This is a genomic window from Streptomyces sp. NPDC051315, assembly GCF_044455165.1.
GTDB lineage: Bacteria > Actinomycetota > Actinomycetes > Streptomycetales > Streptomycetaceae > Streptomyces.
Genome location: NZ_JBITEN010000002.1, coordinates 248,799 through 266,466, shown reverse-complemented (window position 1 = coordinate 266,466; position 17,668 = coordinate 248,799). Strand labels below are relative to the sequence as shown.

The window sequence follows — 17,668 nt, the reverse complement described above, 5'->3', positions numbered from 1 at the left end:
TCCCCCACCCCCCCCAACACGGGCCCCGGGGGCCCGGGGGGGCCGGCCCGGGGGGCCGCGGGCCGTCACCCACGGGCCGGCGCGGGCGGAAATCCCGAGCGGTCGGCGGAAGGCGGCGGGTAGCTTCGCCGGGAGCCGGGAGCCGGGAGCCGGGAGCCGGGAGCCGGGAGCCGGGAGCCGGGAGCCGGGAGCCGGGGAGAGCCCCCGTCCTTCCGTCGGGACCGGGCGCCCCGTCCTGACGGAAGGAGAGACGAGTATGACGTCCGACGACGTGGTGAGGCTGTTCGCCGACGAGACCCGGGTGCGCGCCTTCGCCGCCGTGGCGCTGGGCGCCAGGAGCGCCGACGAGGTCGTCGAGCGCACCGGCCTGACGGCCAGGGACGCCCTCGGCGCGCTGCGCCGCCTGGAGGACCGCGCGGTCGTCGTGTCGGACGGCGGCGCGCTGACCGTGTCGTACGACCACTTCCGCGGCCTGGCCCGCGCGGCGGCCGTGTCCGGGCCGCCGCAGGACCACGGTTTAGGGGACGAGCGAGTGGAGACGCTGCTGCGGACGTTCCTGCGCGGCGGGCGGCTGGTGCGCCTGCCGGCCCAGTGGGAGCGCAAGAAGGTCGTCCTGCGCCATCTCGCGGAGCACAGCTTCGAGACCGGCCGGGAGTACTCCGAGCGGGAGGTCGACGACAGGTTGCGGACCTGGTGCGAGGGCGGCGGGGTCGACCACGTCACCCTGCGCCGCTACCTGGTCGACCTGCACCACCTCGACCGCCAGGACGGTGTCTACCGGCGCTCGCCCGAGGACACGGCGCTGCTCGACCGACCTCGGCGGTCACGGGGCGCCTCCTGGGGGCGCCGGGACGGTCCCTGAGGCGACGCCGGGACGGGTCCCCGAGGGGCCGCCGGGACGGTCCCTGAAAGGGGCGCCGGAGGGGACGGTCGTCGGCGGGTGCCCCTCGGGACGGTCCCGACGGGCGCCCGCCGAAGAGGGCGGCCCGTGCGCAGGCGCCCTACACGACCTCCTCCCGGGACTTCCCGACGGCCTGCGCGGAACCAGCGCTCTGCGCGGAGCCGTCGCCCTGCGCGGAGCCGCCGCCCTGCGCGGAGCCGCCGCCCTGCGCGGAGCCGTCGCCGGAGGGGCCGGCCGCCCCGGCGGGTTCCGTACCGCCCTTGGCCGGAAGGTGGTTGAAGAGCAGGTTCAGCACGATCGCGGTCACGCAGCCCGCGCTGATCCCGCTGTTCATCACCGTCTGGAACCAGTCGGGGAACTTCTCGTAGACCGTCGGGACGCCGACCGGCAGCACGCCCATCGCCACCGACACGGCCACCACCGTCAGATTGTGGTTCCCCCTGAAGTCGACCTCGGCCAGAGTGCGCAGGCCGCTCGCCGCGACCGTCCCGAACATCACCAGGCCCGCGCCGCCCAGGACCGGGGCCGGAATCGCCGCGACCACCGCGCCCAGCTTCGGCAGCAGGCCGAGCAGGACCAGGATGCCGCCGGCGGCGGCGACGACCCAGCGGCTGCGCACCCGGGTCATGCCGACCAGGCCGACGTTCTGCGCGTACGCCGTGTAGGGGAAGGTGTTGAAGACGCCGCCCAGGACGGTCGACAGGCCGTCGGCGCGCAGGCCGTCGGAGAGGGAACGCGGGTCCACCGCGCGCCCGGTCATCTCGCCGACCGCGATGAAGTCACCCGTGGTCTCGGTCATGCACACCAGCGCCACGACCAGCATCGAGATGATCGCCGACGCCTCGAAGGAGGGTGCGCCGAAGTGGAACGGCGTGCTGATCCCGACCCAGTCGGCGTCGCCGACCCCGCCGAAGTCCGTGAAGCCGAAGGGGACGGCGACCGCGAGGCCCACCGCGATGCCGGTCAGCACCGCGATCCGGCTCAGGAACGCCGGCGCGAACCGCTGCACGCCGAGCACCACCGCGAGCACGAACGCGGCGAGCGCGAGGTTCTTCGGCTCCCCGAAGTCCGCCGAACCGGCCCCGCCCGCGGCCCAGTTCCCCGCGACCGGCAGCAGCGAGATGCCGATGATCAGGATCACCGTGCCCGTGACGAGCGGCGGGAAGAACCTCAGGAGCCGGCCGAACACCGGCGCCAGCAGCACGATCGCGAGGCCCGCCACGATCACCGAGCCGTAGATGGCCGGCAGTCCGCCGCCGGTCGTCCCGATCAGCACCATCGGCGAGACGGCCGCGAACGTACAGCCCTGCATGATGGGCAGCCGAACGCCGAAGCGCCAGAAGCCCACGCACTGGATGAGCGTGGCGACACCGCAGATCAACAGGTCCGCGGTGATCAGGTACGCCAGGTCGGCGGGGGAGAGCTTCATCGCGCTGCCCACGATCAGCGGGACGGCCACCGCGCCCGCGTACATCGCGAGCACGTGCTGGAGGCCGAAGGCGGCCAACTGCCGTGCGGGGGGCACTTCGTCGACGGGATGAACGGGCGCGGTCGTGGCCATGGGCACTCCAGAGCGGCGGGGGAGGAAGGGCAGCGGGGGGTGGCGACATCCGGACAGCACGAGACCGTACGAGGGTTAAACAGTTTGTTGATTTCACCGATGTTGCCGACGTGTGTCCTGTACACCGGGCGGTGTCGTACCCGCCGCCGCCCGCAGCGACGCCCAGTCCGGCAGCTTCACCACACCCCGCCCCAGCGAGGCCCCCAGCTCCGCCTCGGCCCGCTCGATCGCCAGCCACCCGGCCCACTCGACCGGCTCCGCACCGGCCTCCCGCAGCAGCGGCACCGGATCACCGCGCAGCTCCCGCCGCACGAGGACGGGGGCGTCCTCGAGCAGGGACGCCACCGTCTCCTTCGCGCACGGCCGGTTGGTGCCGATGACACCGGTCGGGCCCCGCTTGATCCAGCCGGCCACGTACTCGCCCGGCGCCACGGCGCCCGCGCGCAGCACCCGCCCGGCGAGGTGCGGCACCGTGCCCCGCTCGGGGTCGAACGGCACTCCCTCCAGCGGCACTCCGCGGTAGCCCACCGACCGCAGCACCAGCTGCGCCTCCAACTCCTCGTACCGGCCGGTCCCCGTCACCCCGCCGCGCCCGTCCGGGGCGGTCCGCTCGAAGCGCACCGCGCCCACCCGGCCCCGGTCGGCGAGCAGCTCGACGGGCCGCAGGAAGAACCGCAGGTGGATCCGGCGCCGCAGCCCGCGCGACGGTGCGGCCGCCCAGCCGCGCAGCACCTCGATGTTGCGGCGCTGCGCCGCCGGCAGCGCGGCAGGGTCGGCGTACGCGGGGTCCAGGGCGAGCTCCGCCTCGTCGACGACCACGTCGGTGTCCGGCAGGACGCCCAGCTCCCGCAGCTCCTTGGTGGTGAAGCGGGCCTGGGAGGGGCCGCGCCGCCCCACCATGTGGATCTCGGTCACCTCGCTCGCGGCCAGCGCGCTCAGCGCCGCCTGCGGCATGTCGGTGGGGCTCAGCTCCGCCGCGCCGCGAGCCAGGATCCGCGTGACGTCCACCGCGACGTTCCCCACGCCGACCACCACGGCCGAGCGGGCGCCGGAGAGGAAGCCGTCGGTGACGGCGTCCGGGTGGGCGCTGTACCAGGCCACGAACTCGGTCGCCGACCAGCTGCCCGGCAGGTCCTCGCCGGGGACACCCAGCCGCCGGTCCGCCGCGGCGCCCACGCAGTACACGACCGCGTGGTACAGCTCCCGCAGCCGCTCGACGGGCACCCCGCCCGCCCCGACCCGCACTCCGCCCAGGAAGCGCACCCGGTCGTGCTCCAGGACGGTCCGCAGGTTCTGCTGGAGCGACTTGATCTTCTCGTGGTCCGGGGCGACGCCGTACCGCACGAGTCCGTACGGGCACGGCAGCCGGTCCAGGACGTCGACGAACACCTCGGGGTCCTGCTGGACGAGGCTCTGGGCGGTGTAGACCCCACTCGGCCCGGAGCCGACGACGGCGACACGCAGCACGGTCGAACTCCTTACCCCCAGGCGCAGGAGAACTCTGGTGCTTCCAGCATGGCACCGCCGAGTGGGTGCTGTGCGTAGGGCGCGCGTGCGTGTCCGTTCGTATGGAAAGTGATCGCGCGGTTACGTTCCGTGCGTGCTGGAAACGTCGTTTCTCAATCTTTCCGACCGTCGCGTCGAGGACGGCACGGTGTCCGTGTGGCCCGCGTGGGAAGTGCGGGAGGACGACGTGGCGACCTCCTGGTACGACGTCCGGCTGGTGTTTCCCGACGGGGCGCGCGTCGAGGTGCTGGCGGTCGTCTCCCGGGGCCGGATCTCCGTCGAGGACGTGCGGGCCCAGCCGGCCCTGTCCCTGGCCGGCCTGACGGTGCTCGCGGGCTGGATCGAGGGGCCGCTGTCCGAGCGGTGCGGCGCGGGCGTCCCCGAGACGGGTGCCTCGGGCGGCGAGGAGGGCCCGGAGGGCGGTCACGGTCCGCGCAGGGCCCGTCCCGCCTGGCCGCGCGGCGTCAAGGGCCGCCGGCTGGTCGCCCAGGAGTACCGCGCGGCCCAGGAGAAGGGCGCCGACCCCGTCCTCGCGGTCATGTGCGCGACCGGCCACAGCCGCCGCAGGTCACTGCGGCTGATCGCGCAGGCCCGGGACGCCGGCTTCCTGGCGCCCCGTCACGCCCGGCGCTGAGAACGCCGTACGGGCGAGGAGCCCCGGGGCCTGTCCGGCGGGTCACGCCGCGGACGCGGGGATCGCCGGCTCACGCCGCGGGCGTGGGAATCGGCGGATCATGCCGCCGGCGCGGGGATCAGCGGATCACCCGCGTTGAGGGAACCCCCGCCGATGGCCTCGCCGACGGAACCTCCGCCGATGGAACCCGCCGGTCTCTCGCGACCCGATCCGCCGGCCGGGCGCTACAACATCTCCCGCATCCGTGTGATCTCCGTCGTCTGCTCCGCGACCACGTCGTCCGCCATCTCCTCGATGCGGATGTTGTTCCCCTGCGCCTTGACGTCCGCGGCCATGGTGAGGGCGCCCTCGTGATGGGTGATCATCAGGGTGAGGAACAGCTCGTCGAAGGCCTTGCCGCGGGCCGCCCGCAGTTGCTTCATCTGTGCCTCGGTGGCCATCCCGGGCATCGCGGCATGGTCGTGCCCGCCGCTCGGCGCGCTCTCGCCGTCCTTGTCGTGCGTCGTCAGCCAGCTCCTCATGGCCTCGATCTCCGGCCCCTGGGCGGCGGCGATGCGGCCGGCCAGCGCCTTCACCTTGGCCGACTCGGCCTGCTTCGGGGCGAGCGCGGTCATCTCCAGGGCCTGGCCGTGGTGCTCGATCATCATGCGGGCGAAGGAGACGTCCGCCGAGTTCGGGGTGTCGTCCTCGGCGCGCTGCTCCGCCGCGTCCTCGGCGGACAGTGTCCGGTTCTCCTCGCCCGGCATCCCCGGTGCGATCACCGAAGGCCCGCTCCCCGCCCCCGAGTTGCGGTCCGACCCGGAGTCACAGCCCGCGAGGACGAGCGCCAGCAGCGAGGCGGTGACGAGGGGAGCGCGGCGGACGAGCACAACGACCTCCTGGCGTGGCGGGGTTGACGATCCGTGAGGATCTGACAGGGACCGAGGACCGTCCTAGCACGAGTAGGGGCCCCGCTGATCAAAAACATTCATTACGAGTGGGTTGCCGTCTGTTGATCTGTGCATGATGAAGACGATACTTCGGAGGACCGTGAACCGTTCCCCGAGAACGGTAGCAAGGGAGGACGCAGTGACCCTGTTGAACGATCCTCGAACGCGGCACAGACGGCTGGGAGTTGCGGCGGCCTGTGCTGGGCTCATGGCCGCGCTGCTCACGGCGGTCCCGGCGGCCGCGACCCCCGACCCGGGGGACGGCCCCGCCGCGCAGCGTGAGGTGTCCCGAGGCGTGCAGGCCGAGGTGGCCGAGGCGATCGCCGAGGGGGAGATACCCGGCCAGGACGAGATCGTCCACTCCGCCAACATCGAACACCTCGCCAACGTCCCCAAGGACGCGCTCACCGGCACCAACTCGGACCTGGCCTTCCAGGGCAAGTACGCCTTCGCCGGCAACTACGACGGCTTCCGCATCTTCGACATCAGCAACCCCAAGGCGCCGAAGTCCGTCGCCCAGGTGCTCTGCCCGGGCTCGCAGAACGACATCTCCGTCTCCGGCGACCTGCTCTTCCTCTCCACCGACTCCTCGCGCAGCGACAGCAGTTGCAACAGCACCACGCAACCCGCGACCGAGAAGTCCTCCTGGGAGGGCATGAAGATCTTCGACATCAGCGACAAGGAGAACCCCCAGTACGTCGCCGCCGTCGAGACCGCCTGCGGCTCGCACACCCACACGCTGGTGCCCGAGCGCCGGAACGTCTACGTGTACGTCTCCTCGTACTCGCCCAACGCCGCCTACCCCGACTGCCAGCCTCCGCACGACGGCATCTCGATCATCAAGGTGCCGCGCAAGGCGCCGGAGAAGGCCGCGATCGTGAACTTCCCCGTCCTCTTCCCCGGTGAGGGACCGGACGGCGGCGGCAACCCGGGCGGGCCCACCAACCCGGGCGTCTCCAAGACGACCGGCTGCCACGACATCACCGTGCTCCCGGAGAAGGACCTGGCGGCCGGCGCCTGCATGGGCGACGGCATCCTGTTCTCGATCGAGGACCCGGAGAACCCGAAGATCATCGACCAGGTCCAGGACAACGTGAACTTCGCGTTCTGGCACTCGGCGACCTTCAACCTCAAGGCGAACAAGGTCGTCTTCACCGACGAGCTGGGCGGCGGCGGCGCGGCCACCTGCAACGCCGAGACCGGTCCGAACCGGGGTGCCGACGGCATCTACGACATCGTCGGCAAGGGCGACCACCGCAAGCTGGTCTTCCGCAGCTACTTCAAGATCGACCGTCACCAGGCGGACGTCGAGGTCTGCGTGGCCCACAACGGCTCGCTGATCCCGGTCAAGGGCAAGGACCTCATGGTCCAGGCCTGGTACCAGGGCGGTGTCTCCGTCTGGGACTTCACCGACTCCGCCCACCCGAAGGAGATCGCCTACTTCGAGCGCGGCCCGGTGACCACCGAGCGGCTGACCACCGCCGGCTCCTGGTCGGCGTACTACTACAACGGCTACATCTACTCGAACGACATCGCCAAGGGCCTGGACGTGCTGAAGGTCAACGACCGGCGCACGGATCCGGCCAAGTACGTCCGGCTGTCCGAGCTCAACGTCCAGACACAGCCGGACTACTTCGACTGATCGGCGGTCGGCGGTTCCGTCGCGAAGAACCGCGACAGGTCCGTGTCACACCTCCCGCCGGGCGCCTCGGCGTCCGGCGGGACCCCCAGCTCCCAGTCGAGCCGGTAGCGCGTGAACAGCTCGGCGCGCACCGGGGTCAGCGGCATCCCCGCGTTGGGCAGCACCATCGCGTAGACGGAGCCCATGAGCAGGGCGCGCAGCAGGGGATAGTCGGTGTCGACGTCCCGCGAGCCGTGCCGGGCCACCGTGTCCCGCAGCAGCTCGGCCAGCCGCCGCTGCTCCGGACACTGCACGAAGCCCTCCCCCTGGAGCATCCCCGCCATGTGCTGGCGCATCAGCACCGTTTGGTCCCGGGCCAGTCCCAGGATCGCGTCGATGGCCCGCGCCATCCGCTCCCGGCCGTCCTCGGCGCACGGCTCCCGCTCCAGCGCCTCCTCGAGCGTGCGGTGCATCAGCCGGTGCACGGCCGACTGCACCAACTGGCGTTTGCCGGGGAAGTAGTACGACACCAGTCCGCGTGCCGAGCCCGACCGGTCCGCTATGTCGCCGAGCGTCGTGGCCTCGTACCCGCGCTCGCTCACCAACTCGACCGCGGCTTGCAGGAGTCGCTCGCGGGAGCGCCGCCGCAATTCTTCATTGACCGAGGCGCTGCGCGGGGACATGCTGTAACTCCTGCGTTGACTGGCTGCCAGCCAACTATACTCAGCGCATCCCGGCCGGCTCCGCTCGGAGCGCGCCGGGCGGCCGCCTGCTCTGGGCGACGCGGGGGATCGTCCAGAGTGGGCGTGCTTTCCCCCCGATGGTGGCCTGAGGCTCCTTTCGGACCGGTTCGCTTCCGGTTCCGTTTCCGGCTTCGAGTCTTGTTTCGTTCCCGGTCGCGGACAGCGGCCTTCCGGTGGGGCTCAGCCGATCAGGTCCAGCACCGGCCGCAGCCCGTCGGGCCGTTCGGCCGCCGGCAGGTGGTCAACGAAGTGCACCCCGCAGCCCAGCGCCGCGGCCCCGCCGTCCGCCCGCCGGTCGTCGCCCACCATCAGTGTCGTCCGCGGCTCCACCCCCAGCGCCGCGCACGCCGTCTCGAACAGGCGCGGATGCGGCTTCTGCACGCCGTGCTCGTACGACAGCACGTACGCGTCGACGAACGGGTCGAGGCCGTGCTCACGGAAGACCGGCCGCAGATCCCAGCCGATGTTGCTCACCACACCCACGCGCACCCCGCGCTCCCGCAGCGCGCCCAGCACCTGCGGGGCGTCCGGGTACGGCGTCCAGGCGGCCGGCGTCATGTGCCGGTCGTACAGCGCGTCGTGCAGGGCGGGATGGGGCAGCGGCACCTGACGGGAGAGGCCGGTGTACGCGGCCCGGTGCAGTTCGGCGCTCTCGTCCCGCACCCGCCACAGGCCGGCCACCTCCTCGGGCACCCGTACCGGAGCCGCCCCGCCCGGCAGCGCACCGGCCCGCTCGAGCGCCCGGGCCGTCGCGACGACCTCCGCCTCGGGCAGCTCGACACCGGCCACGTCGAGCACGGCCCGCAGCCAGGACTCGGCGGACTCGACACGGAAGAGCGTCCCGGAGAAGTCGAACAGCACGGCGGCGATCACGCGGTCGATCCTACGGACGCGACGGGCCGACGCCGCGGGATCGGGAAAATCGCCGCGGACACGCTCGAGACCACACCTCCCGGCTGCGCTCGCAGCGCCGGAGGACCAGGGCGTGCGGGAATCCGTCCGGGCCTCCGACGCCGGCGTGGTCGCGGCGCGCTCACGGACGCCAGCGCAGGTGGGCCGCGATCGCCAGGGCCACCACCATCGTCCCCATCAGCCACCCGCCGAGGACGTCCGTGGGCCAGTGGACGCCCAGCCACACGCGGGTCAGCCCCACGCCCACCACGGAGACGACGGCCACCGCCACCGCCGTACGCCACACGGCGGGGCCGACTCGGTGGCGGTACAGGAGCCACAGGAGGAGGCCGAGGACGACGGTGGCCGTGAGGGCGTGACCGGAGGGGTAGGCCGCGTAGTGGGCGGAGTCCACGGGGTCGGGCCACACGGGGCGTTCGCGGCCGACCACGGCCTTGAGGCCCTGCTGGAGGACCGTGCCCACGGCCGAGGCGGTGACCAGCCACACCGCCGTCCACCACGCCGAGCGGCGCCACACCAGCCAGCCGGCGACCGCCGCGCACAGCAGGCGCATCGTCAGCGGGTCCCAGACCCAGTCGGTGAGGATGCGGCAGGCCTGCGTGACGTCGGGGTCGGCGACGGCCCAGCGGTGGGCCGTGCGGGAGACGTCGCCGTCGGCGGAGGTCAGGGGGTGCCACTCGGTCCACACCAGGACCAGGAGCAGGAGGGAGCACAGCCCCAGCACGAGTCCGGTGCGGACGGCCGCGCGGTAGGGCGACGGGGTGGGCGGGGAGTCGACGGACGGGTTGTGCATGGTGTGATCCTTGCCGAACGGCCGCGGCCCAAGCCAACCCGGGGGCGACTTCCTGCCGGCGGGGTGACTCAGCCGAGCGCGCGCAGGCCCGGCACCAGAGTCACCAGCACCGGGATCACCGGCACCAGCGCGGCTGCGGCCGTCAGGCGCAGTCTGCGGGCCGCGGTGAGCCGGTCCGGGGGTGTGAGCAGCCGGTGCACCCGCTGCGGGACGTGCGCCTGGGGGGTGGGGGAGGGGCCGAAAACGCCCCGGTCCTCGTTCAGTTCCACCAGCGCGAGCGCGGTCGTCAGGCGGCCGAAGCGACGGGAGGCCATGTCGTCGGCGGCGAGCTCGACCAGCCGGTGCATCTCGGCGCGGAACGCGGCGAACACCGGCACCTGCGGGAAGCCGTTGGCCAGCGCGGCCGAGCAGTGCAGCAGCCAGTCGTGCCGCGCCTGGGCGTGCCCCTGCTCGTGTGCGAGGACCGCGTCGAGCTGACGCCCCTTCAGCCGCCGCAACGCCGCGGTGGTCACCACCAGCCGAGGCGACCCGCCCGGCAGCCACCAGGCGTCGGGCCGCTCGCTCTCCAGCACCACCAGCGGTCCGCTCGCGGGCTCCTCACCCGGCAACTGCGGGGCCCGCAGCAGCAGTTCGGCCCGTCGGCGCCGACGGCGGGTGCGGGCCCTGGCGATCTCCCGCACCAGCATCGCCCCGCTCCACAGCCCGGCGCTCGCGAGCGCCACCGCGGTCGCCGCCGCCCAGGGGCCCGTCGCACTCAGGGCGTAGGCCTCCACGACCCCGCGCGGGGCCGGCGCGAAGACGTGTCCGCGCACCGCCTGCCAGGCCGCCGCCGCGCTCAGGGTCATCGACAGCGCGCAGCACAGCAGCACCGCCGCCACCACGCACTGCCACGCCCACAACGCGACCACCGGTTCACGGTCCGGCCAGTCGGCCCGGGCGAGCAGCCGGGGGCCGACGACGGCGGTCAGGGCAGCGAGCAGCAGCAGGACCGCGGGGACCATCATGGGGAGCACCTTATGAGCGGCGCACCGCTCACGGGTACGGCTCGTCACGGCAAAGTGACGCAGACCACGACCGCGGGCCGGCGGGTGCGGCACCCCCGCCGAAGCTGTCGCGCCCGCACCCCCGAGCGTCACACCGTCAGGAGCATCGCGAGCATCCCGATCCCCATCGACAACCGGCACACGCGCGCCAGTTCCGGCCGGTCGCTCCACGCGACCGGGCTCCCCGCCGCCGCGGCCACCGGCAGCAGCCGGACCCCGGAGACGAGGACGTATCCCGCGAAGTACAGCAGCAGCGCGCCCGTGAGCGGCGGGACCCCGGAGCCGCCGTGGGCGTGCCCCGCGCCGGGGGAGGCGGCCATCACGGCCGCCATGTAGACCATGGCCGAGGCCCCCACCAGGTGGTGCAGATGGTGGGCGCTCGCGCGGGCCGCCCACAGGGCCCGCAGCGCGGCCGTGCCGAACACCGCCGCGTACGCCGCCCAGGCCCACCCCGGCGGGGTGAACGCCGCCGCGGGCACGGCCATCACCGCCATGCCGAAACCCATCAGCGCCTCGCCGCCCGCCGCCCGGCGCTGCTCCTCGTCCGCGCTGCGCATCCGCAGCAGGCAGTAGGCGCCGCTCGCCGCACACAGCGCGACCAGCAGCCAGCCGGGCGAAGCCGTTCCGTGCACGCGCACCTCCCCGCTCGACGGTCGGTCCAGGGATGCGATGCCCGGGACACGCGGAGCGCACGCGAGCGCAAGGGTGTACACGGGGAGCGGTCGGCGGAGCACGGCAGGTGACCGGACCGCCGGACGGAGGTGACATGACCCATAGCGGGGCGGCCGAAGTGTTTTACGAGTAAAACACATGCTAAATTGACGGGTATGAGTAGTACGACCCGTCTCCCGCTCGCCGGCGTCCTGCGGCTCGGCCGCCCCTCCGACATCTGGTTCAAGCCGGCTCTGAGCGTGGTCCCCGCGGTCGCCCCGCCGAACCTGACGCTGCTGGCCCTCGGCCGCCTCGACCTGGCGATGTACACGATGGCCGGGTCCCTGTGCGCCCTGTACGCCCACAACCGCCCGTACGCCGCCCGGGCCCGTGCCCTGGCCTGGGTGGTCCTCGGCATGACCGGCGGGCTGGCCGTCGCCCTGCTGGCCGCCTCGCTCGCCGCGAACGCCGCCGTCCTCGTCACCGTCGGCGCCCTGCTCGCCGCCGCGCAGAAGGTCCTCTGCGACGCGACCCGCATCGGCCCGCCCGGCAACGTCGTCCTCACCTTCATCAGCTCCGCCGCGCTGTTCACGCCGCAGACCCCGGGGCAGGTCCCCGCCCATCTGGGTCTGGCCCTCGCCGCGGGCGCCTGGTCCTGGGTCGTCGGGATGGCACCGGGCCTGCTGCGCCCGCACGGCCCGGAGCGCCGGGCCACCGCCCGGGCCCTGGACACGGCCGCCGCGTACGCCGCCACGCGCGGGACCGGTGAGGGTCACGCCCGCGCCCGAGCCGCCGCGGCAGCCACCGTGCAGGCCGCCTGGCAGACGCTGCTGTCGTCCCGCGGCGGGGACACGAGCCGCGCCCTGGAACGGCTCGTCGTCCGCGCCGAGGTGGCCCTCGCCGCGCCCGCCGACACGGACCCGGACCGCCTGCGCACCTGGGCCCGCGCACTGCGCGGCACGGAACCGGTCCCGTGCCCCGACGGGCTCCCGGACGACGACGAACTCCTCGGCGTCGACGCCGAGCGCGCCGCCGGACAGCCGCCCCTGTGGCGCCGGCTCGGCCCCCTCACCCCACTCGCCGTGCGCACCGCACTGGGCTGCGCCCTCGCCGGACACGCCTCCCTCGCGCTCGGCATCGGCCGCCCCTACTGGGCTCTGGTCACCGCCGCCTCCCTCTATCAGGCGAACGTCACCCTCACCTGGAGCCGTGGCGTCCAGCGGGTCGTCGGCAACCTCGTCGGCGTTCTGGCCTTCGCCGTGATCGTCCCGGTCGCCCACCTCCATCAGGCGGCCCTGGTCCTCGTCTGCCTCGCCCTCAACTTCGGCGCGGAGGCGCTGATCAGCCGCAACTACTGGCTCGGCAGCGTCTGTGTGACCCCGATGGCCCTCCTGATCACCGAGTTCACCCGCTACCAGGACGCGGGGGAGCTGATCACGGAACGGGTGGTGGACACCTTCGTCGGTGCCCTGGTCGGCTTCGCCGCCGCGGTCGCCGTCACCAACCGCCGGGCCGGCGACCGCCTCGGACACGCCCTGACGGCCGTCGAACGGGCCCGCGAGCACGCCGCCCGCCTCCTGACGGAGCCGAGCCCCGCCCCCGGCGCCCTGGAGTCCGCCCGCCGTGGCCTCGCCGCCGCCCTGGTCGACCTGCGGGCCACCGCCGACGCCGCGTCCGGCGAGTGGTGGCAGCGGGCGCTGCCCGAGGAGCGGGTCGTCGCGGCCGAGCAGTCCGGACACCGTACGCTCGCCGCGACGGTACGGCGCCAGGGACTGCTCCCGGCCCGGGACACCAGCGCGAGAACGGAGGGCGTACGGCCATGACGGCGACGCAGGGACGGCCTGTCGGCGGGGACGGTGGAGCGCGGGGGCGATCCGAAGCCCCCGGGGACGGGACCGCCGGGGACGGGGCCCCCGCAGGCGGAGACCTCGGGGAGCGAGGCATTCCCGGAGACGGCACTCCCCGGCGCGGTGTCCCCGGGGAGGGGGCCCGGGGCGACACCGTCGCCGCGGTCGTGGCGCAGTGGCGCACCGTCCACCCCGACCTCGACACCGCCCCCATGGAGATCATCGGCCGCGTCAACCGCTGCGCCGCCCTCCTCCAGCAGGCCGAGGACGCCCCCCTGCGCCGGGCGGGCCTGAGCCGCCCCGAGTTCGACCTGCTCGGCGCGCTGCGGCGCACCGGCCGCGAGCTGACCCCGGGTGACCTGGCCCGCGAGACCTTCTCCTCGGGCGCCGCCGTCACCAAACGCCTCAAGCAGCTCACCGAACGCGGCCTCGTCGAGCGACGCGGCGACACCCGCGACCGCCGCGTCGCCCACGTCCGCCTCACCGACGCCGGCCGTGACGTGGTCGACGGCATCCTGCCCGAGCAACTCGCCTACGAGAGGGCCGTACTGTCCGCCCTCGACCGCGACCGGCAGGGCGAACTCGCGGAACTGCTGGGTGAGCTGCTGAGCCGCCTGGAAGGCCACCTGCAGCGCCTGCGGGCCTGACCCCCTCACCCCGCGCGCCCGACGCCCCGCGGCGACCGTCTTTCGCCGCCGGGCGCGCGCGGACGCCTCACGTCACCGGGCGCGGTGGGTCACTGCCTGTCGCCGGGTGCGGCGGACCACCGCGGCGGGTCACCGTCTGTCGCCGGACACGGCGGTCCACGGCCGGTCACCGTCCCCGGCGCCCGCTCCTGTCGCCGCCCGGCCGCCCACCTCTCACCGCTCGCCCGGTGCACCCCGGACACCGCGCCCTGCGGGTGCACCGTCGTGCGGATGGCCTCGGCCCGCTCGGGGTCGCGGGGACATCAGCTCCACCCGGCCGAGCGGCCGGGGGCGTCGAACGGTCCGGCGCCCGGTAAGGTCCGCGCCTGCCACAGATGGAAGGCGGCGCCGCCGGGGCGAGGGCGACCACGGATCGGCCCGCGGGGTCACCCCCTCCGGCACGCCGAGCCCGGGCCCGTGCCCCGGCGTCCGTCGGCAGCGGCCGGCCTCAGATCCCCGGCCGGTACCGCAGCGGATGGTCCGCCGGCACCTCCACCAGCACGATCGGGGTCCCGTCCGGGTCCGCGATCCACATCTCGAGCAGGCCCCACGGCTCCTGCACCGGCGGCCGGACGATCTCCACGCCCTTCTCCCGGAGTTCCTCCTGGGCCGCCGCCACGTCGGGGACCTGCATCCACAGCCGTACGGCGGGGTCCGGCGGGGCCTCCGAGCGTCCCGAGAGCTCGAGGAAACCCCCGCCGAGGAAGTAGACGGTGCCCCGCTCCGTCCCCGTGCCGAACTCACGATGGACGGCGAGGCCCAACTGCTCGCCGTAGAAGGCACGGGAGCGCTCGGGATCGGTGGGACGGAGCAGGATCCTGCTGCTGAGTACATGCACCATGCAACCGGAGCCTAGAGCAGGGTTAGGCTCTTCGGTGCCCGAGCCGTGCCGCAGACCGGAGACCCCCGTATGGACGCCACCGCCACCGAACTCAGCTTCCGCGACGCCACCGAGGAGGACGTGGACACGCTCGTCGCGCTCGTCGAGTCGGCCTACCGGGGAGAGTCCAGCCGGGCCGGCTGGACCACGGAGGCGGACATCCTGGAGGGGCAGCGGACCGATCCGGAGGGCGTCCTCGACATCATCAAGTCACCCGACGGGCTGGTGCTCGCCGCCGAGCGGGACGGCCGGATCGTCGCCTGCTGCCAGCTCGAACACCGCGGCGCGCACGCATACTTCGGACTGTTCGCGGTCAGCCCCACGGCCCAGGGCGGCGGACTCGGCCGGACCGTCCTGGCGGAGGCCGAGCGCCGGGCCCGCGAGACCTGGGGCGTCACCGAGATGCACATGACGGTGATCTCGGTGCGCGACGACCTCATCGCCTGGTACGAGCGCCGGGGCTACCGCCGTACCGGACGGATGACCCCCTTCCCTTACGGTGACGAGCGCTTCGGCATCCCCCAGCGCGACGACCTCCGGTTCGAGCTGCTGGTCAAGCCCCTGGTCTGACGCTCACGCCGGGAGGCTCACGCGGTGAAGCGGCCGGTGCGCTTGATCTCCGGATGGTCGGTGGTCGCGCCGTCCAGCTCCAGGGCGCGCACCAGCCGCAGGTGGTCCGGGGTGTTGACCACCCAGCCGATGATCCGCAGGTCGTGCTCGCGGGCGTGTTCGACGATCTCCAGGGTCAGCCGCCGGATGTTCAGGCACACGGTCGCGGCGCCGACGGCCACGGCCCGCTCCACGATGTCGAGGCCGTAGCGGCTGCCGATGAGGGCCGTGCGCACGCCGGGCACCAGCCGGGAGATCTCGGCGACGGCCTCGTCGTGGAACGAGGACACCTCTACCCGCTCCACCAGATCCCGCTCGCGCATGGCCTGCGCGAGCGCCCGCGCGGCCTGCACGTCCTTGATCTCGGCCTGGAGCGGCACCGACACCGCTTCCAGGACCTCCTCGAAGACCGGCACCCGCTCCCCGCGCCCCGCGTCGAGGGCGCGCAGCTCGGCGAGCGTGTGGTCCGCGACGGGCCCGCTCCCGTCGGTCGTACGGTCCACGTCCGCGTCGTGCATGACCACGAGCGCGCCGTCCTTGCTCAGGTGCAGATCCAGTTCGACGACGTCGAGGCCGGCGTGCTCGGCGGCGACGAACGACCGGAGGGTGTTCTCGGGCTCGACACCCATGACTCCGCGGTGACCGATGGTGAGGAGGTTCAAGACTCGACTGCCTTCCGTCGACGGCGGCGCTGGAAGAGCCCGCAGCCTAGTGGCCCCGGGCCGACATGGACATGTGCGTGCACCGCGGGTTCCCCTACCCGCGACCCTGTAGCGAAAGTCATCGCACATCCGGTATCACACAGGAAAAAGCGCGGTGACCATGGGGGGTGCACAGGATAATTTCCCGATGATCCTCTTGCTGAGGGAAACCTCGTATGCATACGGTGTCCGTACGAGAGGTTCGCCCGTGGAGGATGGGACATGACGGAAATTCTTGTGCAGGTGGGTGCGGAGGAACAGGTTCCTCCCGTGGCCAGGGTGGTGGAGCACCCGGCGTGGCCCGTGCTCAAGGATGCCGTGGAGCGGATCCGCCCGTGGCAGTCGAAGGACGGATCGATCGACTTCACGGCCGAGGGCGCTCCCGCACCCGCCGACGCCGAGGAGGCCGTGCGGCGTGTGATCGAGGCGGTCGGGGAGCTGTCCCCGCTGCTCCCGCACGACGCGGACTACCACCGGGCCCTCGCCGGCGACCTGCGCCGCTGGGCCGACGGCGGCTTCGGCGTGCCGGACTTCCTCGACTCGCTGCTGGCCTTCCAGCCCGCCGCCAACCGGGCGGACGGCCTCCAGCACCTGGTCGTCTTCCCGATGTACACGCAGAACGGCAACCCGGACCGCAACCTCGAGGCGGTCGTGCTGCGCATGGTCTGGCCCGACTGGCTGGCCGAGCTGGAGCGCACCCGCTACGACAACCCGCTCTTCTGCGGCATCACCTTCGAGGACTTCACGGCCGGCTACGACACCAACTCCGCCGTCCTCTTCCCGGAGACCATCGCGGTGCGCGAGGCACCGGAGCGGTTCTCCTGGGGCGGCATCTTCTGCGACCGCGAGGCGGCCCGCTTCCGCCGCGTCACCGCCGCCGCCGTCGACATCCTGGGTCTCGAGCTGCCCGAGGACATCGCCGCGATGGTCCACGACCAGAAGCGCTGCGAGGAGGCCTTCGTCCTGTGGGACATGGTCCACGACCGCACCCACAGCCACGGCGACCTGCCCTTCGACCCGTTCATGATCAAGCAGCGCCAGCCGTTCTGGATGTACGGCCTGGAGGAGCTGCGCTGCGACCTCACGGCCTTCAAGGAGGCCGTCAAGCTGGAGGCCGACGGCGTCCCGCAGGCCCGTGACGTGCAGTACGCGGTGCTGTTCGACCGCATGTTCCGCTTCCCCGTGACCGGCGAGCGCGTGCGCAACTACGACGGCCTGGGCGGTCAGCTGCTCTTCGCCTACCTGCACAAGCACGACGTCGTCCGCTGGACCGACAACAAGCTGTTCATCGACTGGCAGCGCGCCCCGCAGGTCACCAACGAGCTGTGCGCCGAGATCGAGAAGCTCTACCGGGACGGCATCGACCGCCCGAAGCTCGTCCACTGGTTCGCCGGGTACGAGCTGGTCTCCACCTACCTCCCCCCGCACCCGGGCTCCAAGTGGGCCAAGGGCCCCGACGCCCTGGACCTGACGCAGCCGCCGCGCAAGCTCGTCGATGACGTGCTTCCGGACGAGTTTCCGCTGAGCATGTTCTATGAGGCACTGTCCAAGAAGCTCAAGAACGTGATCGCCTCCACCCGGGGCATCACGGCGGACGGTGCCGAGCGGATCGCCGCATGAGCGACCGCCGTACCGAGAACACGGCTCAGGA

At 73.1% G+C, this 17,668-nt stretch carries 17 protein-coding genes; 7 read left to right on the top strand and 10 right to left on the bottom strand.

Annotation, left to right across the window (positions count from 1 at the left end):
- Window positions 1–256: 256 nt before the first annotated feature.
- Window positions 257–862: a DUF2087 domain-containing protein gene (locus tag ACIBBD_RS04445; RefSeq protein WP_399417779.1), complete on the top strand. Its 606-nt coding sequence runs from the start codon at window positions 257–259 to the stop codon at window positions 860–862.
- 139 nt (window positions 863–1,001) lie between these two features.
- On the opposite strand, the gene ACIBBD_RS04440 is transcribed toward ACIBBD_RS04445, so the two are convergent.
- The gene (locus tag ACIBBD_RS04440; RefSeq protein ID WP_399417778.1) at window positions 1,002–2,462 is read right to left on the bottom strand and encodes a nucleobase:cation symporter-2 family protein; all 1,461 of its coding nucleotides are present in this window, start codon (window positions 2,460–2,462) and stop codon (window positions 1,002–1,004) included.
- A gap of 93 nt (window positions 2,463–2,555) precedes the next feature.
- Window positions 2,556–3,929, bottom strand: coding sequence for an FAD-dependent oxidoreductase (locus ACIBBD_RS04435; protein WP_399417777.1), 1,374 nt, complete (start codon window positions 3,927–3,929; stop codon window positions 2,556–2,558).
- Window positions 3,930–4,116: 187 nt separating this feature from the next.
- On the opposite strand from ACIBBD_RS04435, the gene ACIBBD_RS04430 reads away from it, so the two are divergent.
- Window positions 4,117–4,602 (top strand): DUF6214 family protein, encoded by a 486-nt coding sequence (locus ACIBBD_RS04430; RefSeq protein WP_399418128.1) that lies wholly within the window; start codon window positions 4,117–4,119, stop codon window positions 4,600–4,602.
- A gap of 224 nt (window positions 4,603–4,826) precedes the next feature.
- On the opposite strand, the gene ACIBBD_RS04425 is transcribed toward ACIBBD_RS04430, so the two are convergent.
- Window positions 4,827–5,471: a DUF305 domain-containing protein gene (locus ACIBBD_RS04425; protein WP_399417776.1), complete on the bottom strand. Its 645-nt coding sequence runs from the start codon at window positions 5,469–5,471 to the stop codon at window positions 4,827–4,829.
- A 199-nt stretch (window positions 5,472–5,670) separates the two neighbouring features.
- Between ACIBBD_RS04425 and ACIBBD_RS04420 the strand changes: the two genes are divergently transcribed.
- The gene (locus ACIBBD_RS04420) at window positions 5,671–7,173 is read left to right on the top strand and encodes an LVIVD repeat-containing protein (protein WP_399417775.1); all 1,503 of its coding nucleotides are present in this window, start codon (window positions 5,671–5,673) and stop codon (window positions 7,171–7,173) included.
- Here the strand turns inward: ACIBBD_RS04420 and ACIBBD_RS04415 are convergent.
- From ACIBBD_RS04415 to ACIBBD_RS04395, 5 genes are all read right to left on the bottom strand, one after another.
- Window positions 7,161–7,835, bottom strand: coding sequence for a TetR/AcrR family transcriptional regulator (locus ACIBBD_RS04415; protein ID WP_399417774.1), 675 nt, complete (start codon window positions 7,833–7,835; stop codon window positions 7,161–7,163). The two genes, ACIBBD_RS04420 and ACIBBD_RS04415, sit on opposite strands and share 13 nt — an antisense overlap.
- Window positions 7,836–8,075: 240 nt before the next feature.
- Complete coding sequence (locus tag ACIBBD_RS04410; protein ID WP_399418127.1) at window positions 8,076–8,765, bottom strand: HAD family hydrolase; 690 nt, start codon at window positions 8,763–8,765, stop codon at window positions 8,076–8,078.
- Window positions 8,766–8,928: 163 nt separating this feature from the next.
- Window positions 8,929–9,600, bottom strand: coding sequence for a phosphatase PAP2 family protein (locus ACIBBD_RS04405; RefSeq protein WP_399417773.1), 672 nt, complete (start codon window positions 9,598–9,600; stop codon window positions 8,929–8,931).
- A 68-nt stretch (window positions 9,601–9,668) separates the two neighbouring features.
- A complete protein-coding gene (locus ACIBBD_RS04400) occupies window positions 9,669–10,604 on the bottom strand; it encodes a M56 family metallopeptidase (RefSeq protein WP_399417772.1) in 936 nt (311 codons plus the stop codon).
- A 128-nt stretch (window positions 10,605–10,732) separates the two neighbouring features.
- The gene (locus ACIBBD_RS04395) at window positions 10,733–11,275 is read right to left on the bottom strand and encodes a DUF5134 domain-containing protein (protein ID WP_399417771.1); all 543 of its coding nucleotides are present in this window, start codon (window positions 11,273–11,275) and stop codon (window positions 10,733–10,735) included.
- Between the two features lie 195 nt (window positions 11,276–11,470).
- Here ACIBBD_RS04395 and ACIBBD_RS04390 point away from each other — a divergent pair, with 195 nt between their 5' ends.
- Window positions 11,471–13,117 (top strand): FUSC family protein, encoded by a 1,647-nt coding sequence (locus ACIBBD_RS04390; RefSeq protein WP_399417770.1) that lies wholly within the window; start codon window positions 11,471–11,473, stop codon window positions 13,115–13,117.
- Window positions 13,114–13,788 (top strand): MarR family winged helix-turn-helix transcriptional regulator, encoded by a 675-nt coding sequence (locus ACIBBD_RS04385; RefSeq protein WP_399417769.1) that lies wholly within the window; start codon window positions 13,114–13,116, stop codon window positions 13,786–13,788. The genes ACIBBD_RS04390 and ACIBBD_RS04385 overlap by 4 nt, the downstream gene beginning before the upstream one ends.
- Window positions 13,789–14,275: 487 nt before the next feature.
- Here the strand turns inward: ACIBBD_RS04385 and ACIBBD_RS04380 are convergent, their stop codons facing one another.
- Window positions 14,276–14,668, bottom strand: a complete 393-nt coding sequence (locus tag ACIBBD_RS04380) for a VOC family protein (protein ID WP_399417768.1) — start codon at window positions 14,666–14,668, stop codon at window positions 14,276–14,278.
- 69 nt (window positions 14,669–14,737) lie between these two features.
- On the opposite strand from ACIBBD_RS04380, the gene ACIBBD_RS04375 reads away from it, so the two are divergent.
- On the top strand, window positions 14,738–15,277 hold the full coding sequence (locus ACIBBD_RS04375; protein ID WP_399417767.1) for a GNAT family N-acetyltransferase: 540 nt from the start codon (window positions 14,738–14,740) through the stop codon (window positions 15,275–15,277).
- A gap of 17 nt (window positions 15,278–15,294) precedes the next feature.
- Here the strand turns inward: ACIBBD_RS04375 and ACIBBD_RS04370 are convergent, their stop codons facing one another.
- Window positions 15,295–15,978 (bottom strand): glycerophosphodiester phosphodiesterase, encoded by a 684-nt coding sequence (locus tag ACIBBD_RS04370; RefSeq protein ID WP_399417766.1) that lies wholly within the window; start codon window positions 15,976–15,978, stop codon window positions 15,295–15,297.
- A gap of 261 nt (window positions 15,979–16,239) precedes the next feature.
- Here ACIBBD_RS04370 and ACIBBD_RS04365 point away from each other — a divergent pair, with 261 nt between their 5' ends.
- The gene (locus ACIBBD_RS04365; protein WP_399417765.1) at window positions 16,240–17,637 is read left to right on the top strand and encodes a DUF6421 family protein; all 1,398 of its coding nucleotides are present in this window, start codon (window positions 16,240–16,242) and stop codon (window positions 17,635–17,637) included.
- The last annotated feature ends 31 nt before the right edge of the window (window positions 17,638–17,668 follow it).